Genomic DNA, 17883 nt, shown 5'->3' with positions numbered 1-17883 from the left:
CAGGCACAAATCACATCCCGATCGGTCCCGTGGGCCGGCCTGGTGTCGTCAGCGGTTCATGGTGGCGAAAGCGCGGACACCAAGACTCGTCCTGACTCGGTCGCAGCAGTCCAGGCGCACCTGGGATGTGTGTTGCCGTCCCTGGAATCGTTACTGAGCCAGTCCCCGACACTGGCTGCCTGGGGCGAGGAACTTGCCCGGCGGCTGCTGGGCGGAAACCGCCTGCTTGCCGCCGGGAACGGCGGTTCCGCGGCGGAGGCCCAGCATCTCACGGCCGAGCTGGTGGGACGTTTCGACGCCGAAAGGGCGCCGTTCTCCGCCATTTCGCTGCACGCCGAGACCTCCGCGGTGACAGCCATCGCCAATGATTACGGCTTCGAGGAGCTGTACGCCCGGCAAGTGCGGGCGCACGGCCGCCCCCGGGACATCCTGATGCTGCTGTCCACAAGCGGAAAAAGCCCCAACCTCCTCCGCGCGGCCGAGGCTGCCGCCCGGGTGGGCGTCACGACGTGGGCTATGACCGGCCGGGGGCCGAACCCCCTGTCGCTCAGTTGCGATGAAGCGATTGCCATCGACGGGCCCGCAGCCAACGTCCAGGAGTGCCATCTGATCGCCTTGCACGCAATGTGTCGGGCGTTCGACGCCGAGATCCATCGACTGGACCGGCACGACCAGCAGCAACGGGGCAGGCGATGACGATCGCGGTGGTGGGTGACGTGCTGCTCGACGTTGACCTTGACGGTTCGGCGACCCGGCTCTGCCCGGACGGGCCGGTGCCCGTCGTGGACGTCGCGGCCGTCAGAGCGAGAGCCGGGGGTGCCGGGCTCGTGGCCCGGATGCTGAGCAATGACGGCCACCAGGTGTGCCTCGTGACCGCACTCGGCCGGGACGAACCAGGCCATCGGCTCCTGGAACAGCTGGGCGGCATCACCGTGGTCGTCGGCCCGTCAGGAGCGCCGACCCCGGTCAAGACCCGCCTTCGGGCAGGAGGGCACCCGGTGGCCCGGTTTGACGAAGGTTGCCAGTGCCGGCCCCTGCCGGAAGTGACGCCAGACATGCTCCAGGCACTGGAGGGAGCCGGGGCCGTGGTCGTGGCGGACTACGGCCGCGGCCTGACGTCGAACCGTGCCCTGCGCACTGCACTCGAACGCCTCGCCCGGGACATCCCCGTCATCTGGGACCCGCACCCGGCCGGAGCCGATCCTGTTCCAGGGGTCGCCGTCGTGACACCAAACCACTCCGAGGCCTCCAACATCGCGGCCGCCCTGAGGGCCAGGGAGTCGGCGGCTCCGTTCCCGGAGGCAGGGACGGACTCGATGGCGGGGACCGGTGAACTCGCGGGCAAGCTGTTGCGGCATTGGCGCAGCAGGGCCGTCCTCGTCACGCAGGGCGGACAGGGAGCGACCCTCGTACGGGAGTCGTCACCCGCGCCTGTTCAGCTCCCGGCGCCGCGGACCGCTGTGGCTGATGCTTGCGGTGCGGGCGACAAGCTCGCGGCCAGTCTGGCGGTCCACCTTATGGCCGGAGGGGGGCTCGAAGATTCCTGCCGCCGAGCGGTCCGCGAGGCCTCTTCATTCCTGGCTACAGGCGGCGTTGCCGCCCTGCCGTCGGCGCCTCCGCCACTTCCCTTCCCGGTACAGGAAACTGACGCGCTGGACTGGATCCGCAGGGTGCGGCAAAACGGTGGAACCGTGGTTGCGACCGGCGGGTGCTTCGATCTCCTGCACGCCGGACACGCCCGCACCCTCGCAGCAGCCAGAGCCCTGGGCGACTGCCTCGTCGTCTGCCTGAACTCAGATGCCTCGGCCCGCCGCATCAAGGGGGCAAGCCGTCCCATCATGGGCGAACAGGACAGGTCCGAGCTGCTGCTTTCCCTCGAAAGCGTCGACGCCGTAGTGGTGTTCGACGAGGACACCCCGGAACGGTGCCTTGAACGGCTGCGCCCGGACATTTGGGTGAAGGGCGGTGACTACGACGCAGAACAACTGCCCGAGTCCGCCTTGGTGGAGAGCTGGGGAGGCCGTTGCCTTAGCGTTCCCTTCCACCCTGCCCGCTCCACGACCCTGCTCGCCGCGGCGCTCGCCCGGGTGGGCTGACCCAGCGGCAAATGGTCAGATCATCTGAATCCAATTCCCGTGAATCCAACCCGGCCAGGTATTGGCCGCCAATGAAAGGAACACCATGAAAAGGTTTAGCCCACCTGCCCCATCCACGCCCGGCAGGGTCGTGGTGAGCGGAGGGGGATCAGGACTTGGTGCCGCCGTCGTCAACGCCGTGCTCGACGCCGGCGGGACGCCGTTCGTCCTCGACCGCGATGTCCGGAACGTGTCCGCGGCGAAGGCCCTCGAAGTCGATGTTGCTGACCGGGCAGCGGTGACGGCCGCCATTGCGCAGGCCGCGGAGGCCCTGGGAGGATTGGACGCGGTGGTGACAGCGGCAGGAATTGACCGGTGCGGAAAGCTTGAGGACGTCCCGGCAGACGACTGGGAACAGGTCATCTTCGTCAATCTCCTCGGTACAGTCTCGGTGGTGCGGGCGGCCCTGCCGTACCTGAAATCCTCCCGCGGCCGGGTTGTCACGGTGGCCTCGACGTTGGGGTTGCGGGCGCTGCCGGAGGCTTCGGCATACTGCGCGTCCAAGTTCGGCGTCATCGGATTCAGCCAGGCGCTTGCCGCGGAGACGGGTGCAGAGATCGGCGTGACCACGCTGATCCCGGGCGGGATGAATACCCGGTTCTTCGACGACCGGGCCGAGAAGTACAAGCCCCAGGACGGTTCGCGCCTGAACGATCCGGCCAGGGTGGCGCAGGCCGTGATGTTTGCACTTTGCCAGCCTCCGGGTTGTGAAGTCCGCGAGTTGCTCATCTGCCATGCGCAAGAGGAGTCCTGGCCGTGAACAACCGCACGTCCGCGTAAACATCCGCCGGACTGATTCCCGCCAGGAGGGAGGTATCGTGCTCGCAGCGCGGCGCCGTCCATCCCACCTGGGTGAGGTCGGCGCCGCATTGTGAGCACCGCGTCACCCATGACAGATGGATGCGGTGCAGGCTTCGGCCCAGCGGCCCTGCGTTGATCAGGTTGCCAACCCAGTACAAGCCCACCGTCGGCGTCCCCAGGGCCTGGGCCAGATGACGGGGGCCGCTGTCATTGCCCAGCAACACAGCACAGCTGTCCAACAACGCCGCCAAGGCGCCCAGGCTGAGTGTGCCGGCCAGTGAGATGACCCGGTCTGAGCCGGCCGCCGTCACGACCCCGTCAGCGAGTTGCCGTTCGTCCGCGGTGCCCACTACCACCACACGGCAGCCATCGGCGGCGCAGGCCGCCGCCACCTCGCCGAACCTCTCCGCCGGCCAGCGCCGGCGGGGATCCATGGCGCCGGGATGGACAGCCACAACAGGGGTTGCCGGGCTGTCGCGGAGGCGATCAAGGAATTCCTTGACCTTGGACAGGTGCTGGTCCTGTGGCCGCAGCCTGGCTTCCAGGTCAACCGGGGGAGCGCCGGCCAGTCCCGCCACCTCCAGCCCCCGAAGCGGCTCGTGCTGGTAATAGGCGTAGGGGACGCTACGCTCCAGTGGCGCAGCGTCGGCCGTCCGCGTTCCCACGGTGTGGCGGGCCCCCAAGCGCAGGAGGAACGGATTGGAGTAGCGGCCGCCGCCATGGAGCTGAACCGCGAGATCGAACTCCTCGTCCCGCATGGAGGCCAGGAAGGCGTCGATCGCTGCGGGGTCTTCCCTGCCGGGCCTCAAGCCTTCCACTATGGGCAGCACCCGGACGTCTCTGACCGGCCCCAGGGTGCCGCCCAGCAGTTCAGTGTGGACGGGGGTCCCCAGCATCGTGACACTTGCCCCGGGGTACGCCGCGACGAGCGCCGACACTGCCGGCAGGGCAAACAGCAGATCACCCAGCCCGCCGCCCCGCAGGACCGCGATCCGCGAGACCTTCGGAAATTTTTCCAGCACCGGCCCGACGCCCCAGCCTGCTATGTCAGCTCCACCGAATTCCACCCTGAGGTCCGCCACCACCCGTCCTGTCCTGTCCGTCCGGTGCACATGTGTGGGGCCACCATAAATCCCGGACGCAACGTTTGGCTACATTTCGCCCCGCAAGCAATGGTCCGGTTTCCGCGGACCGGCACTGGATGTTCGGGAACGTGAAACTGTCCGTGGCTGCAGGGTGTAGATGCCCCGGCACGAGGGTATGGGTCTACGTAGGAGTGATCTCCCGCCCGGACCGTGACGGGGCAGTCTGCATTCAAACCACAGGGCCGCCGGAAAGGAACAACATGCCAGCGATCGTGCAGATCAGACACTGCGGGGTGAAGCCGTGACCCGCCCGCGCCCGCAGGATGGCGACGAGCGCCGGGGCGGCCTCTCGGACCAGCGCGGCCTGACCGGCTGGCTGCCCCGACGGCTGGCGGCGGCTGAGCCTTCCATCACCGTCATCGGCGATGTGATGCTCGACGGCTGGTGGTCGGGATCCATTGACCGGCTCTGTCGTGAGGCGCCGGCCCCGGTCGTGGAAGTCGGCCAGCGGAAATTCTCTCCGGGCGGCGCCGCCAACACCGCCGTGAACCTGACCGCCCTCGGGGCCAAGGTACGACTGGCAGGGCTAACGGGGCGCGATGATGCCTCGGCCGAGCTGCTCCGCCAATTAAGGGACAGTGGCGTGGACGCCACCTACGTGGACCAGGTGGCCGGTCTGACCACAACCACCAAAATCCGGATCAGCAGCGGCGGCCAAATTCTGCTCCGGCTCGACGAAGTCGCAGGTGAGACCCCGGCGGACTCCTTGAGCCGATTGGCACAATGTATCCCTCAATTGCTGCAAGACCAGGACGCAGTGGTCCTGTGTGACTACGGAGCCGGGGCGCTCAGCGGAGCGGTACGGAGCGCCCTGTTTGACGTGCTGCCGGGACGCTCGGATCTTCTGCTGGTCGTGGACGCGCATCAGCCACGCGCCTGGGCCGGACTGAAACCGGACCTGGCCACCCCGAACGCCCTGGAAGCTGCCGCCATGCTCGGCGTTAAGCTCACCGCCGGACCCGAGCGGGCGGCCGCCGTCGTCGATCACCGCAACGAGCTGCTGGAAGCGGCCGGCGCGGAGGCGGTCGTTGTGACGCTGGACCGCGAAGGGACGGTTCTGTTGCCCAAATCCGGGGAAGTCCACCGGACCTGGGCACGTCCCGTCCAGGAGGCGCAAGCATCCGGCGCAGGCGACACTTTCGTTGCCGCGCTGACAGTTGCCCGGGCGGCGTCACTGCCGCTGACCACCAGCGTTGATCTTGCCCAGGCCGCCGCCGACGTTGCGGTGCACCGTCCGGGAACTTCGGTGTGCAGTACTGAGGATCTCAGCCGTCACCTTGAGGGGTTCACCGGCGCCGCCCTCGACGCCGACGAGCTCGCCCGGCAAGTGCGCCGGCACCGTGAGGAGGGACGCCGCGTGGTTCTCACCAACGGGTGCTTCGACGTCCTGCACCGCGGCCACACCCGTTACCTCAATCAAGCCAAACAGTTGGGCGATGTCCTGGTGGTGGCTCTGAACAGCGACGAATCCGTCAGCCGGTTAAAAGGGCCCGGACGGCCCATTAACACCATCACAGACCGTGCCGCTGTGATTGCCGCCCTTAGCTGCGTGGACTATGTCACAGTTTTCGACACTCCCACGCCCATTCCCCTGCTCAAGAGGATCCGTCCGGAGATCTACGCAAAGGGCGGCGACTACAGCCCCGAAATGCTGGCAGAAACCTCCGTCGTGGAGCGCTATGGCGGCCGGGTGGCGATCCTGGACTACGTTCCTGAACAGTCCACCACTGCGGTGGTGGACCGGATCCGCAGCTTCGACGGCACACCCCGCAGCACATCCCCCGACCATGCCGGGGACACAGCCGGTCCGCAGACGACCATCAGTCCGATCACAGAGGGGAAATCGCGATGAAGAAGAGCGCCGATTCCGAAGATACAGCTGCCAGCCATTCCTTGTCCGCATACTTGCACAGCCATCTGACCGCCGCCAGCGCGGGGGAGCGTCTCTTCGAGCAGGCCGCCAAGTCCTGGCGGGACACGTCCCATGCCGGCGAAGTCGGCAGGCTCGCAGCCGAGGTGAGTGAAGACAAACGGGCGCTGGAAGAAATCTGCGAACAACTTCATTCGAGCATGCCTGCCTACAAGAAGCCCGTTGCCTGGGCCGGGGCGCAGGTTGCCGCCCTCGATCCGCTCAACCCGCTGCATTCCATCGAGGGAGCCAAAGGGCAACTCGAGCTTGAGTCGCTGATCTCAGCCGTCACCGGAAAACTGCTGCTCTGGAAGACACTCCAGGTGCTGTCACGTGAAGACAAGCGCATCGACCCGGACCGCATGGAACAGCTAAGCAACCGCGCGGCGGCCCAAATTCGGGCCCTGGAGACATTGCTGCTGGACACTTGCCGGACCAGACTCGCGCCTGCCGCGAAGCCGTGAGCATTCCGGAACCGTGAGCACCCAAAGAGCCGGCAGCACCTGGGCTGTGATCCGCCCACGCGATGCCCAGCATCTCGCGCTGCAAACCCTGGGTGCTTAAACTTTTAGTATCGCCGCTGGCGACCGGCCCGCGGCGGAACCATCGGAGGACCATCATGGGAGCGGGAGACAAGATCCAGAACGCCGCCGAGAATCTCGGTGGCAAGAGCAAAGAAGCGGCCGGCAAAGCTACCAACGACCCGGCGCTGGAAGCCGAAGGCAAAAGGGACCAAGTCAAAGCTGACCTGAAGCAGGCCGGCGAAAAGGTCAAGGACGCCTTCAAGAAGTAATGATTCCGGGAACGACGCGAGCACACCGGCGGGCGCACTTGTGACCTGCTCCCGAGAGTTGGAGTGGGTGCGAGGCCTGCGCCCGCCGGGAGGTGTGCCGGATCAGGCCAGGTTGGGCGCGCTGGCCAGGATGTAATCCGTAGCGGCCGGTCCGGTCATAGTCAGGCGGTTGTCCGCAGGATTGATCCGGTGTTCCTTCAGTGCCGCCCAGAGGGACCGGGCGGGCTGTGGCCGGTCCTGGTTTATCAGGCACCAACTCGTGTAGAGGCCGTAGAGCTCGTCCTTCCCCAATCCGGTGTCGGACTCGCGGCCAGTGGCGAGAGCTTCGCTAAGGAACCGGTCAAAGTGGGTGGTGGTCATGTCAGTTCCTTTCCTGCAGTTGCTCGTGGCCGGCCCCTCGGCTTCAGCTTGGCTGACTTCGTTGTTCCGGATCCGGCCTGGGATGTGGTGAGAATTCTGCCCGGTGCGCGACGCCCCCGCCTGGGCTGGGCGCCGTCGCTCAATTCCCTGCTTGGCTGACTGCTTTCCTGACGGCGTCAGTGTGGAGGCAGTCAGGCGCTGATCTCCTGGGCCTGGTCACTGCTGGTCTCGATCTGGATCCGGCGGGGTTTTGCCTTTGCGGCGATGGGGATCCGTAGCAACAGCACGCCCGCGTCGTAGCTGGCCTTCACCGCCTCGGTGTCCAGGGCATCGCCGAGGATGATCTGGCGGCTGAAAACGCCGCGGGGACGCTCGGACGCAATCAGTTCCGTGGTGTCGTCCGTCAGATTCTTCCGTTCGGCGCGGACCGTCAGGACGTTGCGTTCGACGTCGATCTCCACCGAGTCGACGTCCACCCCGGGCAGATCGAATGCGACGACAAATTCCTCTCCGTCTCGCCAAGCGTCCATGAGCATCGCGGCGGGCCTGGCCGCCGTGCCGAGGACCTGCTGGGTGAGCCGGTCGAGCTCGCGAAACGGGTCGGTGCGCATCAGCATGGCTATCTCACTCCCTACAGATCGTGTATGACGTTGCCCAGCCAGATTATCTATCCTGGCTGCGATAGATTTTTTATAACACCGGTGCCACACTGGTGCAAGAGGTTAATTAACAGGTCTTAGGAGGATCCTATGGGGCCGGACACCGGCGGGGCCGCGGGCGTCTATGCCATCTCTGTGGCGGCCGAACTCGTGGGGATGGGACAGCAGAATTTGCGTCTCTACGAACGCAAGGGGCTGTTGCAGCCGGGCCGGACCGACGGCGGTACCCGCCTGTACAGCGAGCAGGATTTGGTAGCGCTTCGCAGGATCAGCGCGCTCCTTCAGGACGGGCTCAACCTTGCCGGGATCCGGGTCGTCCTCGAGCTGGAGGCGGCCAACCGGCACTTGGAACGCGAACTCAACGCAGCCAAACGACGAAGTAATCCCTGAGCCGGGCCGTCACATCACAGCTCAGCGGACCACGCTGTGTTCAATTCGCCGCTGGCTGACTTGGCCCCTGGGTGGGCAGTCCGCGCCGGAAGGCTCCGGGCGCCCTGAGACCAGGCGTGCCACAATCAGGCGCTCAGCTTTCCAATCGCGCTGCTTTCAAGGTTCTCCAACAGGTGCCGCGGATTGTCGTAGACCTCTGCGGCACCGGCCTCCCGCAGTTCGGCTTCGCTGATTCCGCCACAGGTCAGGGCAATGGCGGGAACTCCGATTGCCGCGGCGGCCAGCACGTCCCAGACGGCGTCGCCAACAAACACGACGTCCGCCGGGCTGAGTTCAAGCTTGTCCAGGCACGCCAGCAGAATGTCGGGAGCGGGCTTGCTCTCGGCGGCGTCGTTGGAACTGGTCCACGCATCGATAGACGTGCCGGCGTCGAGGAGGCGCCGGGCGACGTCCAGGTCGCGCTCCTGTGCCGATGATGCCAAGCCTACGGCCAGCCCTGCGCCGGAGCATGCGGCAAGGAGGTCCCGGGCAGAGTCGAAGGGCCGCAAGGAAGGCCAGTAGGTGGAGAACACGGCGCCGTGCGCTGATTTGAGGTCTTCCTGCATGTCCTTTGTGCACCCGGGAACCAGGTGTTCGATCAGCTTGTCGCCGCCCATGCCGACGCAGCGGTGGATAGCCGAGATCTGGACGTCCAGCCCCTCCCGCCGGAACGCCTGCCACCAGGCAAGGGAATGGAAATAGCTGGAGTCAATCAAGGTCCCGTCGACGTCGAAAAGGACGCCGCGTTTCTTCTCGGATTTTGAACCTGGCACCATTGCTACCCCACCTTTAGTTGAGGGCCGCATGTGCCTGACCAGGCAACGGCTCGGCCCATAACGGATCTTTCCAGACCGGGGTCCGAAGAACCTCTCAAAGACTCATAGTAAGACTACTTAATAGAGGAGTTGAGCGCCCGGCCGGGCGCCCGCTCGCTAGGCTATGTCCATGGACGGGAGCGAGATGTGACGCAGCGAACCTACCCTCAGGGCGTACCGTGTTGGATCGACACCGAGCAGCCCGACGTCGAGGCGGCCGCCGGGTTCTATGCCGGCCTCTTTGGCTGGACGTTCGAGGACGCCGTGCCGGCGGGCGCGCCGGGCCGATACTTGATAGCCAAGCTCGATGGCCAGGACGTCGCCGGGATGGCGGACACCCGGGGTGCCGCGGCATGGAATACCTACATATCCGTCGAGGACGCGGATACCGCAGTGCAGCGTCTGGTCGCAGCCGGCGCTACGGTGCGGTCGGCAGCCGCAGACGCTGGAGAAGGCGGCCGCAGTGCGGCGTTGACCGATCCAGGGGGCGTCGGGTTCCGCATCTGGCAAGCCAGGCGACGCTTGGGGGCACAGGTCGCCAATGCGCCGGGGTCCTGGAATTTCAGCGACCTCCACACGCCTAACCCCGGCGCGGCCATCAAGTTCTATGAGGACGTGTTTGGCTGGCAAGTCGACGACCTCGGCTTCGGGATCATGGTCCGCAGGCCCGGTTACGGTGATCACCTTGAGGCGACAATCGATCCGGGCATCAGGGCGAGGCAGTCAGCCCTGGCCCCTCCACCTGGCTTCGAGGATGCGATCGCCTGGATCGCGACCACGGCCCCCGACGAACTGCCGCAGTGGCACGTCTCGTTCACCGTTGCCGACCGGGACCAGACGGTGGTTGATGCGAAACGGCTCGGCGCCCAAGTCCTTAGCCAAAGCGAGACCGAGTGGACGCGCACGGCACTGATCCGGGACCCCCAGGGGGCGGAGTTCACCGCCAGCCAGTTCACGCCCCCGTCTGGTTGAACAATCCCTTCAACAGAGGCGCCGGGTCAGAGGCGCCGGGTCACGAGGGGCTGGCACACGTGGCGTCGGGTCTGGCGCGAACTTTCACTCGGTTGGCCCGGCAAGGAGCTTTCTGATCTCGGCGAGCTTTGCCTCGGACTCTTCGAGGCTCAGGCGGAGCCCCTCGACCGTTGCGGCACTCGTGTCAGCCGCATCGACGGGCGGTGCGGAAGCCTTCTTGGGAGCCAGGAAGAAGTTGGCCAGATAGCCGGTGAATGTGCCGAAGATGCCGACACCGACGACGATGATGCCCGTCCCGATCATGCGGCCCGCATCGGTGACCGGATATTGGTCACCGTATCCGACGGTCGAGATCGTGACGATCGTGTACCAGAGGGAGTCCGAGGCGGTCGTGATGTTGGCACCTGGGGCGTACTGCTCGACGCCGAGCATCGTGAGGCTTCCGAATTCCAGCACGAAAATGCCCATGAGCAGCAGTATGTACAGGGAGCTGCCGGCCCGATCTTTGATCAGCGCTCGGCCGACCGTCTGGATGCCGACATCGCGAAGCAGCCGGTACACCCGGGCAAGCCGGAAAACGCGCAGGATCTTGAACTGCGCCAAAGGCACACTGGCCAACAGGTCGGCCCAGCCGAAGTGCTTGAAGAAATAGGCGCCCGCCGATGGTGCGGTGAAGATCCGGTAGAGGAAGTCGGCGACGAAGATAATGCTGAACAGGGCGTTCATCGCCTTCAGTACGGTGTCGAGCGACTCGTCCTGCGCGGCGTACAAGAGTACGAGATTGACGATCGACAGGATCGAAAGGATACCGATGAAGATTTCGTATCCGATGCTCTTCAGTTCATTGCGTTCCTTGCTCATGTGAGGATTCTGGCACGCGGGCGGCGATGTAGCTGACACTTTTTGCCCAGGTTGCTGGCGCGTACAAAAGGGATCTGCGTGGAGTTCTGTACGGTGTCGCGCGCCGCAGAGCTTTCACGTCAGGACGCGAAGGTCGCACTGCGGGAATCTATTGACACCCCGGTGTGATGACTGCCATATTTTCAGAGTACGCGCTATGTGAATCGTGTTGTGTAATACGCAATTCGATGGCAGGTGGGGGACGTGCCCTCACCGTCCAAGCACAAGAGCTTGGGGGCACGGGCAGACGATTTCGGGCCGCAACGGCTGGGCCAGATTGGCATCGCGTGTCCGTCGCCAAGAGTCCCGCAAAAGAGTCCCTCGCGGACTCAGGAAAGGAACACAGGAACGATGGTTCACAAAGTAAAGGCGGTCATCGCCAAAGAAAAGAATGCCCCTGTTTCGGTCGAGAACATCCTCGTGCCGGATCCCGGACCCGGTGAGGCGCTCGTGGACATTCTGACCTGCGGCGTCTGCCACACGGACCTCCACTATAAGCAGGGCGGAATCACCGATGATTTCCCCATCCTGCTGGGCCATGAGGCCACCGGCGTGGTCAGCGCCGTCGGCCCGGACGTCACCGAAGTGGCTCCCGGGGACCGCGTGATCCTGAACTGGCGCGCGGTGTGTGGCGAGTGCCGTGCCTGTGCCAAGGGCCAGCCGCAGTACTGTTTCAACACCCACAATGCAACGCAAAAGATGACTCTTGAGGACGGCACGGAGCTCTCGCCGGCGCTCGGCATCGGGGCCTTCGCCGAGAAGACGCTCGTCGCGGCCGGGCAGTGCACGAAGGTTGACGAGGACGCCGATCCCGCAGCTGTCGGGCTGCTCGGCTGCGGTGTGATGGCGGGCATCGGCGCCGCCATCAACACCGGTGAGGTCAAGCGCGGCGAATCCGTCGCCGTCATCGGCTGCGGCGGCGTGGGCATCGCCGCGATCGCCGGCGCGAAGCTGGCTGGCGCGACGACGATCATCGCGGTGGATATCGACGCCAACAAAGTGGAAATGGCCAAGTCCCTCGGCGCCACCCACGGCGTGGACTCCAGCAGGGAAGACCCGATAGAAGCCATCCGGGCGCTGACCGGCGGCAACGGTGCCGACGTCGTGATCGAGGCGGTGGGACGCCCCGAAACGTACAAGCAGGCGTTCTACGCCCGGGACCTCGCCGGCCGCGTGGTGCTGGTGGGTGTGCCGACGCCGGACATGTTGCTCGAGTTGCCGCTGCTGGATGTCTTTGGCCGCGGCGGGTCGCTGAAATCCTCCTGGTACGGAGACTGCCTGCCGTCCCGCGACTTCCCGATGCTGGTCCAGCACTACAAGCTCGGCAATCTGGACCTGGACGCCTTCGTCACCGAACGCATCACCATCGACCAGGTGGAAGAGGCCTTCGGCAAGATGCACGAGGGCAAGGTCCTGCGCTCCGTGGTTGAAATCCGGCCGTCCGCCGATCTCGCGGCCGTGGCGGAGTCCGCATGAGCGTCACCATCGAGAGCCTGGTGACGTCGGGGACGTTTTCGCTCGACGGCGGCACCTGGGACGTGGACAACAACGTCTGGATCGTCGGCGACCGCGAAGAATGCGTGATCATCGACTCCCCGCACGACGCAGCAGCAATCATCGACCAGGTCCGCGGCCGGAAGGTCCTTGCCATCCTGCTCACCCATGCGCACAACGACCACATTGGCGCGGCCCGCGAGGTCGCAGCGGCGGTGAATGCCCCCATCCACCTGCACCCCGATGACCTGATGCTCTGGGAACAGGTTTATCCCGACGTCAAGCCGGACCGTGATCTTGCCGATGGCGAGGTCTTCCGCGTGGGAGGCGCGACACTGAGGGCCATCCACACCCCCGGCCACTCACCCGGATCCACCTGCTTCCTGCTGGCGGGGAAGGGAACGGTGTTCACCGGCGACACTCTGTTCAACGGGGGCCCAGGGGCGACCGGCAGGTCCTACAGCGACTACCCCACCATCCTCGCCTCGATCCGGGAACGGCTGCTGACGCTCCCTCCCGAGACCGTGGTCCGCACCGGGCACGGCGACAGCACCACGATCGGGGCGGAGCGGGAGACGCTGGCCAAGGTGAAGCTGTGAAATTAGGCAGGCAGCCGGCTCCCGTTGCAGATATCAACGAGGAGGAGCTCTCGGTCCACAAGCCCAAAACCGAGGCGGCCGGGGTTAAGGCGGTGATGGTGGCGCTGGAGCGCGCCGTGGCCCAGGCCGGGGTGTCCCGGACGGCCCAGTCGCTGCTGCGGCTGAACCAGCGCGGCGGGTTCGACTGTCCGGGTTGCGCGTGGCCGGAATCGGACAAGAAGCGCAAGGCGGCCGAGTTCTGCGAGAACGGCGCGAAGGCGGTGGCGGAGGAGAACACCCTGCGCACGGTCGGGGCGGAGTTCTGGGCCCGGCATTCCATCGCCGAACTGGCTGGGAAGACGGAATACTGGCTGGGCAACCAGGGCCGGCTCAGTGAGCCCGTGGTCATCCGCGAAGGAGACACGCATTATTCACCGATCTCCTGGGCCGAAGCGTTCGGTCTGATCGGGGAGCACATCCGCGCTTCAACCCCTGACCGCTGCGTCTTTTACACCTCCGGGCGCACGGCCAACGAGACCGCGTTCATGTACCAGCTGTTCGCCCGGGCCCTGGGCACCAACAACCTGCCGGACTGCTCAAACATGTGCCACGAGTCCTCGGGCTCGGCGCTGAATCCGACCATCGGGATCGGCAAGGGCACCGTGTCCCTGGACGATATCCACGACGCGGAACTGATTTTTGTGGTCGGGCAGAATCCCGGCACCAACCATCCCCGGATGCTCTCAGCGCTCAAGGAATGCAAGGACAACGGCGGCAAGGTGGTGGCGGTGAACCCGCTGCCCGAGGCCGGGCTGTTCAACTTCAAGGACCCGCAGACCGTTTCGGGTGTGGTGGGCGGCGGCACGCCGCTGGCCGACGAGTACCTGCAGATCAAGGTGGGCGGTGACCTGGCACTGTTCCAGGCCCTCGGCCACCTGCTCCTGGCGGAGGAGGAACGGAACCCCGGCACCGTCGTCGACCGCTCCTTCATCGACGCGCAGACGGACGGCTTCGACGCGTACCGCGACGCCCGCAAGGCGCTGGACTGGGACGAAATCGAGAAGGCCACCGGCCTGGCCCGGACGCAGATCGAGGACGTCGCCGGAATGCTGATCCGGTCCAAGGCCACGATCTTCTGTTGGGCCCTTGGCGTGACGCAGCAGCCGCACTCGGTGGACACCATCAAGGAAATGGTCAACGTCCTGCTCCTGCAGGGCAACTTCGGCAAACCCGGGGCCGGGGCCTGCCCGGTCCGCGGGCACTCCAACGTCCAGGGCGACCGGACCATGGGCATCTGGGAGAAGCCCAAGGAATGGCTCCTGGAGGCCCTCGACAAGGAATTTGGAATCCAGTCCCCGCGCGGCCACGGCGTTGACGCCGTGGAGGCCATGGAGGCCTTCGAACGCGACGACGTGGACGTCTTTGTGTCGATGGGCGGCAACTTCTCGCTGGCCTGCTCCGACACGGAGATGCTGGAGGCGGGGATGCAGCGGATCGGCCTGACCGTGCACGTGTCCACCAAGCCGAACCGTTCCCACGTGGTGCACGGGCGCACCTCGCTCATCCTGCCCACGCTGGGCCGGACGGACAAGGATGACAAGCACCCGGGCGGCGCCCAGTTCCTGTCCGTGGAGGATTCCATGTCCGTGGTCCACTCCACCCGGGGCAGACTCCAGCCGGTCTCCGAGCACCTCCTGGCCGAACCGGTAATCGTCGCCCGGATGGCAGATGCCACCTTCGGCGAGGACCATCCGGTCAACTGGAAGGCCATGGCTGCGGACTATGACGTCGTCCGGGACCACATCTCCCGCGTCATCCCGGGTTTCCAGGACTTCAACACCCGGGTCCGGACCAGGAACGGCTTTGTGCTGCCCAACCCGCCGCGCGACACCCGGTCCTTCAAAACGGACATCGGCCGGGGACGCTTCACGGTCAGCCCGCTGGAATACCTGACTCCGCCGGACGGCCACCTGGTGCTCCAAACCATCCGCAGCCACGACCAGTACAACACCACGTTCTACGGCCTGGACGACCGGTACCGCGGGATCTGCGGCGGACGCCGCATGATCCTGATCCACCCCGAAGACCTGGCGGAACTGGGTTTCAAGGACCGCGACCTGGTGGACGTGGTCAGCACCTTCCGCGGGCACGACCGGAAAGCGGACAAGTTCCGCCTGGTGGCCTACCCCACGGCCAAGGGCTGCGCCGCCGCGTACTTCCCCGAAGCCAACGCCCTGGTCCATAAAGAAAACGTGGCCCGCGAATCCAACACCCCCGGGTTCAAAGCCATGTTCGTCCGCTTCGAACCGCATGCCTCGCTCGCGTCGAGCGAGGCAGTGGCACTGGCGGGCGCGCACGCCTGACTCTGCCGTTGATAGTTCGACGTGGGGACGGATGGAGGTGAAGGATCTAGCTGAACGGGTCCTTCCCTTTTGCCAGGCAAAGATGATCCACTTTTCAGTGGCACCGGAGATCGAATCACTCTGCAGGTCTCGGCGGAAGTGGCTGGCAGCCCTGAGAGCTAGTCAAAGCCAACCCTCCGCGGTCGCGCTGAGGTGCAAGGACGTAAAGGGCTAAGACGAGTTTGGAGTTGCCCCGACGAACCTCATGACAATCTTTCCCGTGTAGAAGCCTGAGGGTTGTATGCCGATTTGATGAAGCGTTCTCGTTCATTGGGGCTGGTCGCGGAGTCAGCTATGGTCCAGGCGAGTGCAGTGGCTGCCTCGAACATCACGCTGTACGCCTCAGGGGAGTCGGCAAATGCTGCGAACCCGTGTGAGTGGATTGGTACGTTCGCTCCAGGGATGCTCAGCCAGGGATGCAGGGTAGGAATTACCTGGGAGACGTTGCCCATATCAGTTGATCCACCGCTCATGCCGGCGGAGCTGGTTGTCTCCTTGCCGAACCTGGACATGGCGTCAGTCCAGTGTGCAGCAAGGGCGTTGTCCTGCACTAACGGTTCGTATGCGGGTTCTGTAGCCTCAATGGTCAGCGTTGTTCCGGTGGCCAGGGCGGCTCCATCGAAACAGCCGCGGACGCGCTCAAGCAAGGCTTCATATTCCCTTAGGGTGAATGCTCGGCACTCAAACTCGACTACCGCCCGTTCCGGAATGATGTTCGTGGCGTGCCCGGCCTCAGCTACAAATAGAGCTATTCGGTGGTCTCCAGGTATTTGCTGGCGCAGTAACCCTACGGCGACTTGGCTCAGCACAGCTGCATCTGCAGCGTTTATTCCCAGATGGGGTGCTGCTGCCGCATGGGCGGCCTTTCCAATAAATATCGCCTTATACCTGCCCATCGCCTGGGCGCTGGTACCTGCTGGGTTATAGGTTAATCCGTCCTGGACTGGATGGGCCATCAGGGCGAGGCCGATACCGTCAAACGCTCCACGTTCAAGAAGAAGCACCTTACCGCCGCCGCTCTCCTCAGCAGGGGTTCCAATGGCTTTTAGCGTGATGCCGAGCTCGTCTACATAGGGTCTCAAGGCAAGGGCCGCGGCGACGGAGGCACCTGCAATCAGATTGTGCCCGCACGCATGTCCAATGTCGGGAAGCGCGTCGTATTCCACGCACAGTGCCACCTTCAGATCACCGCTCCCCACTGTGGCTGTAAAAGCTGTAGGAAGGCCACCAGTGCCACGCTCAACTGTGAAGCCGCCTGTGGCCAGCAGCGCCGCTGCTGCCTCCGACGAACGGACCTCCTCGAAAGCCACCTCGGGGTTGGAGTGGATTTCGTGGGCCATTGCCTGAACCTGCGACTTCCACTCCTTGACGCCCTCTGCAAGGGCGGTGCGCAGACTTGCCATACCGATTGCTGTGCCTTCCTGATTTCATGAGTATCGCCTGCTTAGGCAGGACAATAACGAGTCGGCCCTGGCTGCCTCAGAAAGGTCGAACCATCCGACATCTCTGTTGGCTTTCTGGAGTGATGACCATCGAGGCACCTCAGCCTATGCCCAATAGAGCAGCACGACGGGTGAGCGCTGCTGGTGCAGGAGCTGCTTGCCGGAAAGCTAAGCGCTGCACCACTTCGTTTAGATATCCCCTGGGCGGGAACCCGGCGCTCATCGAATGTGCCAGGGTCAGCTCGAGAAAATCTGAAGCCCAAAATTTCGGTGTCTACGGAGAAAAACGTCCGGGGGTCTGACCAGGCTTGAGATCAATACAGCGAAAATATCGGGCTCTGACCTCCGCGGGCCTCGTAGTCGTCCGAGGATATCTGTGTACATCTTAACTCTGCCATGAAGGGACTCTATCGATGGCAGGGAGAGCGATGATGGGCACTTTCGGCGATCAGTACAGACAGAAGCGGATGTTTTGACGAACTGTACGGTGACTCTTGTTTGGGGCTTCCCTACGATCAGGGGACAGCCTGATTCTCCAAAGCGGCATCCATGTTCAGGTGTTCGCAATCGAAACCACGCGAAGGAAGGCATATTCATGCTGCAGCTTCAGGTGAATCGTTCAGACAGTTTGACCGTCGACGCAAAAACAGGGCATCACGCGCCTGCCAGTGGCTGGTGGCGACCCGAAAATGATCCCCTCCGCGTCCGTTACCTGCAGCAAGGAGAGATCATGCCTCCGCTGCATGGCTCACAGACCGTGTGGACGCTCGTTCGCAATGTGCCCCTTCGGTAAGAGCCAGCTCCCGAAGCACATACTCCTGACGTGCAACGTCTTGTCGTTCCCCTTTTCACCTACAGATTGAGAGAAGAGAAAAGCTCATGAAAAGCAGAATTCTAGTTCAAAGCAAGAACACCTCCCGGCGTATCGGATCACCTGAAGAAGTGCTCGGTACTTCCTCGTCTGTTGCCGGTGCGCAGCAGTCCGGGTGGGTAGGCTTGGCAGGTAAGCAGGAGCACGCCGATCGGCGGCCGGCCGAATCGACGCACAG

17 protein-coding genes are annotated in these 17883 nt (G+C 64.6%); 11 read left to right on the top strand and 6 right to left on the bottom strand.

Annotation, left to right across the window (positions count from 1 at the left end):
• The first annotated feature begins 42 nt into the window (after window positions 1-42).
• From AC1DRO_RS06875 to AC1DRO_RS06865, 3 genes are all read left to right on the top strand, one after another.
• Window positions 43-696 (top strand): D-sedoheptulose-7-phosphate isomerase, encoded by a 654-nt coding sequence (locus tag AC1DRO_RS06875; protein WP_439954083.1) that lies wholly within the window; start codon window positions 43-45, stop codon window positions 694-696.
• Window positions 693-2096, top strand: coding sequence for a PfkB family carbohydrate kinase (locus AC1DRO_RS06870; protein WP_476950279.1), 1404 nt, complete (start codon window positions 693-695; stop codon window positions 2094-2096). Before AC1DRO_RS06875 ends, AC1DRO_RS06870 begins: the two co-directional genes overlap by 4 nt.
• Window positions 2097-2181: 85 nt before the next feature.
• A complete protein-coding gene (locus AC1DRO_RS06865) occupies window positions 2182-2895 on the top strand; it encodes an SDR family oxidoreductase (RefSeq protein WP_476950278.1) in 714 nt (237 codons plus the stop codon).
• Here the strand turns inward: AC1DRO_RS06865 and AC1DRO_RS06860 are convergent.
• Window positions 2861-4018, bottom strand: coding sequence for a glycosyltransferase family 9 protein (locus AC1DRO_RS06860; protein WP_476950277.1), 1158 nt, complete (start codon window positions 4016-4018; stop codon window positions 2861-2863). The genes AC1DRO_RS06865 and AC1DRO_RS06860 overlap by 35 nt on opposite strands.
• A 304-nt stretch (window positions 4019-4322) precedes the next feature.
• Between AC1DRO_RS06860 and rfaE2 the strand changes: the two genes are divergently transcribed.
• The 3 genes from rfaE2 (at window position 4323) to AC1DRO_RS06845 (ending at window position 6783) form a co-directional block, all read left to right on the top strand.
• A complete protein-coding gene (gene rfaE2 / locus AC1DRO_RS06855) occupies window positions 4323-5933 on the top strand; it encodes a D-glycero-beta-D-manno-heptose 1-phosphate adenylyltransferase (RefSeq protein WP_476950276.1) in 1611 nt (536 codons plus the stop codon).
• Window positions 5930-6454, top strand: coding sequence for a hypothetical protein (locus tag AC1DRO_RS06850; protein ID WP_476950275.1), 525 nt, complete (start codon window positions 5930-5932; stop codon window positions 6452-6454). The genes rfaE2 and AC1DRO_RS06850 overlap by 4 nt, the downstream gene beginning before the upstream one ends.
• Window positions 6455-6609: 155 nt before the next feature.
• Complete coding sequence (locus AC1DRO_RS06845) at window positions 6610-6783, top strand: CsbD family protein (protein ID WP_476950274.1); 174 nt, start codon at window positions 6610-6612, stop codon at window positions 6781-6783.
• Between the two features lie 102 nt (window positions 6784-6885).
• Here AC1DRO_RS06845 and AC1DRO_RS06840 read toward each other — a convergent pair whose 3' ends face one another.
• Together AC1DRO_RS06840 and AC1DRO_RS06835 are read right to left on the bottom strand one after the other, a co-directional pair.
• On the bottom strand, window positions 6886-7143 hold the full coding sequence (locus AC1DRO_RS06840) for a hypothetical protein (RefSeq protein ID WP_028276206.1): 258 nt from the start codon (window positions 7141-7143) through the stop codon (window positions 6886-6888).
• 191 nt (window positions 7144-7334) lie between these two features.
• Window positions 7335-7760, bottom strand: coding sequence for an Hsp20/alpha crystallin family protein (locus AC1DRO_RS06835; protein WP_476950273.1), 426 nt, complete (start codon window positions 7758-7760; stop codon window positions 7335-7337).
• A 132-nt stretch (window positions 7761-7892) separates the two neighbouring features.
• On the opposite strand from AC1DRO_RS06835, the gene AC1DRO_RS06830 reads away from it, so the two are divergent.
• Window positions 7893-8192, top strand: coding sequence for a MerR family transcriptional regulator (locus tag AC1DRO_RS06830; protein WP_476950272.1), 300 nt, complete (start codon window positions 7893-7895; stop codon window positions 8190-8192).
• Window positions 8193-8317: 125 nt separating this feature from the next.
• Here the strand turns inward: AC1DRO_RS06830 and AC1DRO_RS06825 are convergent, their stop codons facing one another.
• The gene (locus AC1DRO_RS06825) at window positions 8318-9007 is read right to left on the bottom strand and encodes an HAD family hydrolase (RefSeq protein WP_476950271.1); all 690 of its coding nucleotides are present in this window, start codon (window positions 9005-9007) and stop codon (window positions 8318-8320) included.
• 186 nt (window positions 9008-9193) lie between these two features.
• On the opposite strand from AC1DRO_RS06825, the gene AC1DRO_RS06820 reads away from it, so the two are divergent.
• Window positions 9194-10018, top strand: a complete 825-nt coding sequence (locus AC1DRO_RS06820; RefSeq protein ID WP_476950270.1) for a VOC family protein — start codon at window positions 9194-9196, stop codon at window positions 10016-10018.
• Window positions 10019-10102: 84 nt separating this feature from the next.
• On the opposite strand, the gene AC1DRO_RS06815 is transcribed toward AC1DRO_RS06820, so the two are convergent.
• The gene (locus AC1DRO_RS06815; RefSeq protein WP_243177885.1) at window positions 10103-10879 is read right to left on the bottom strand and encodes an ion transporter; all 777 of its coding nucleotides are present in this window, start codon (window positions 10877-10879) and stop codon (window positions 10103-10105) included.
• Between the two features lie 390 nt (window positions 10880-11269).
• On the opposite strand from AC1DRO_RS06815, the gene AC1DRO_RS06810 reads away from it, so the two are divergent.
• Genes AC1DRO_RS06810 through AC1DRO_RS06800 form a run of 3 tightly spaced genes read left to right on the top strand, consistent with a single transcriptional unit; the run spans window position 11270 to window position 15353 of the window.
• On the top strand, window positions 11270-12394 hold the full coding sequence (locus AC1DRO_RS06810) for an S-(hydroxymethyl)mycothiol dehydrogenase (protein ID WP_476950269.1): 1125 nt from the start codon (window positions 11270-11272) through the stop codon (window positions 12392-12394).
• Entirely contained in the window at window positions 12391-13011 is a 621-nt protein-coding gene (locus AC1DRO_RS06805) for an MBL fold metallo-hydrolase (protein WP_476950268.1), read from the top strand. The genes AC1DRO_RS06810 and AC1DRO_RS06805 overlap by 4 nt, the downstream gene beginning before the upstream one ends.
• Window positions 13008-15353, top strand: coding sequence for an FdhF/YdeP family oxidoreductase (locus AC1DRO_RS06800; protein ID WP_476950267.1), 2346 nt, complete (start codon window positions 13008-13010; stop codon window positions 15351-15353). The genes AC1DRO_RS06805 and AC1DRO_RS06800 overlap by 4 nt, the downstream gene beginning before the upstream one ends.
• Window positions 15354-15595: 242 nt before the next feature.
• On the opposite strand, the gene AC1DRO_RS06795 is transcribed toward AC1DRO_RS06800, so the two are convergent.
• On the bottom strand, window positions 15596-16795 hold the full coding sequence (locus AC1DRO_RS06795) for an amidohydrolase (protein ID WP_476950266.1): 1200 nt from the start codon (window positions 16793-16795) through the stop codon (window positions 15596-15598).
• Window positions 16796-17883: the final 1088 nt, after the last annotated feature.

It is taken from the genome of Arthrobacter sp. P4_F11 (assembly GCF_056401395.1).
Note: the sequence above shows the minus strand (reverse complement) of the source record. Positions and strands in the feature narration are given on the sequence as shown.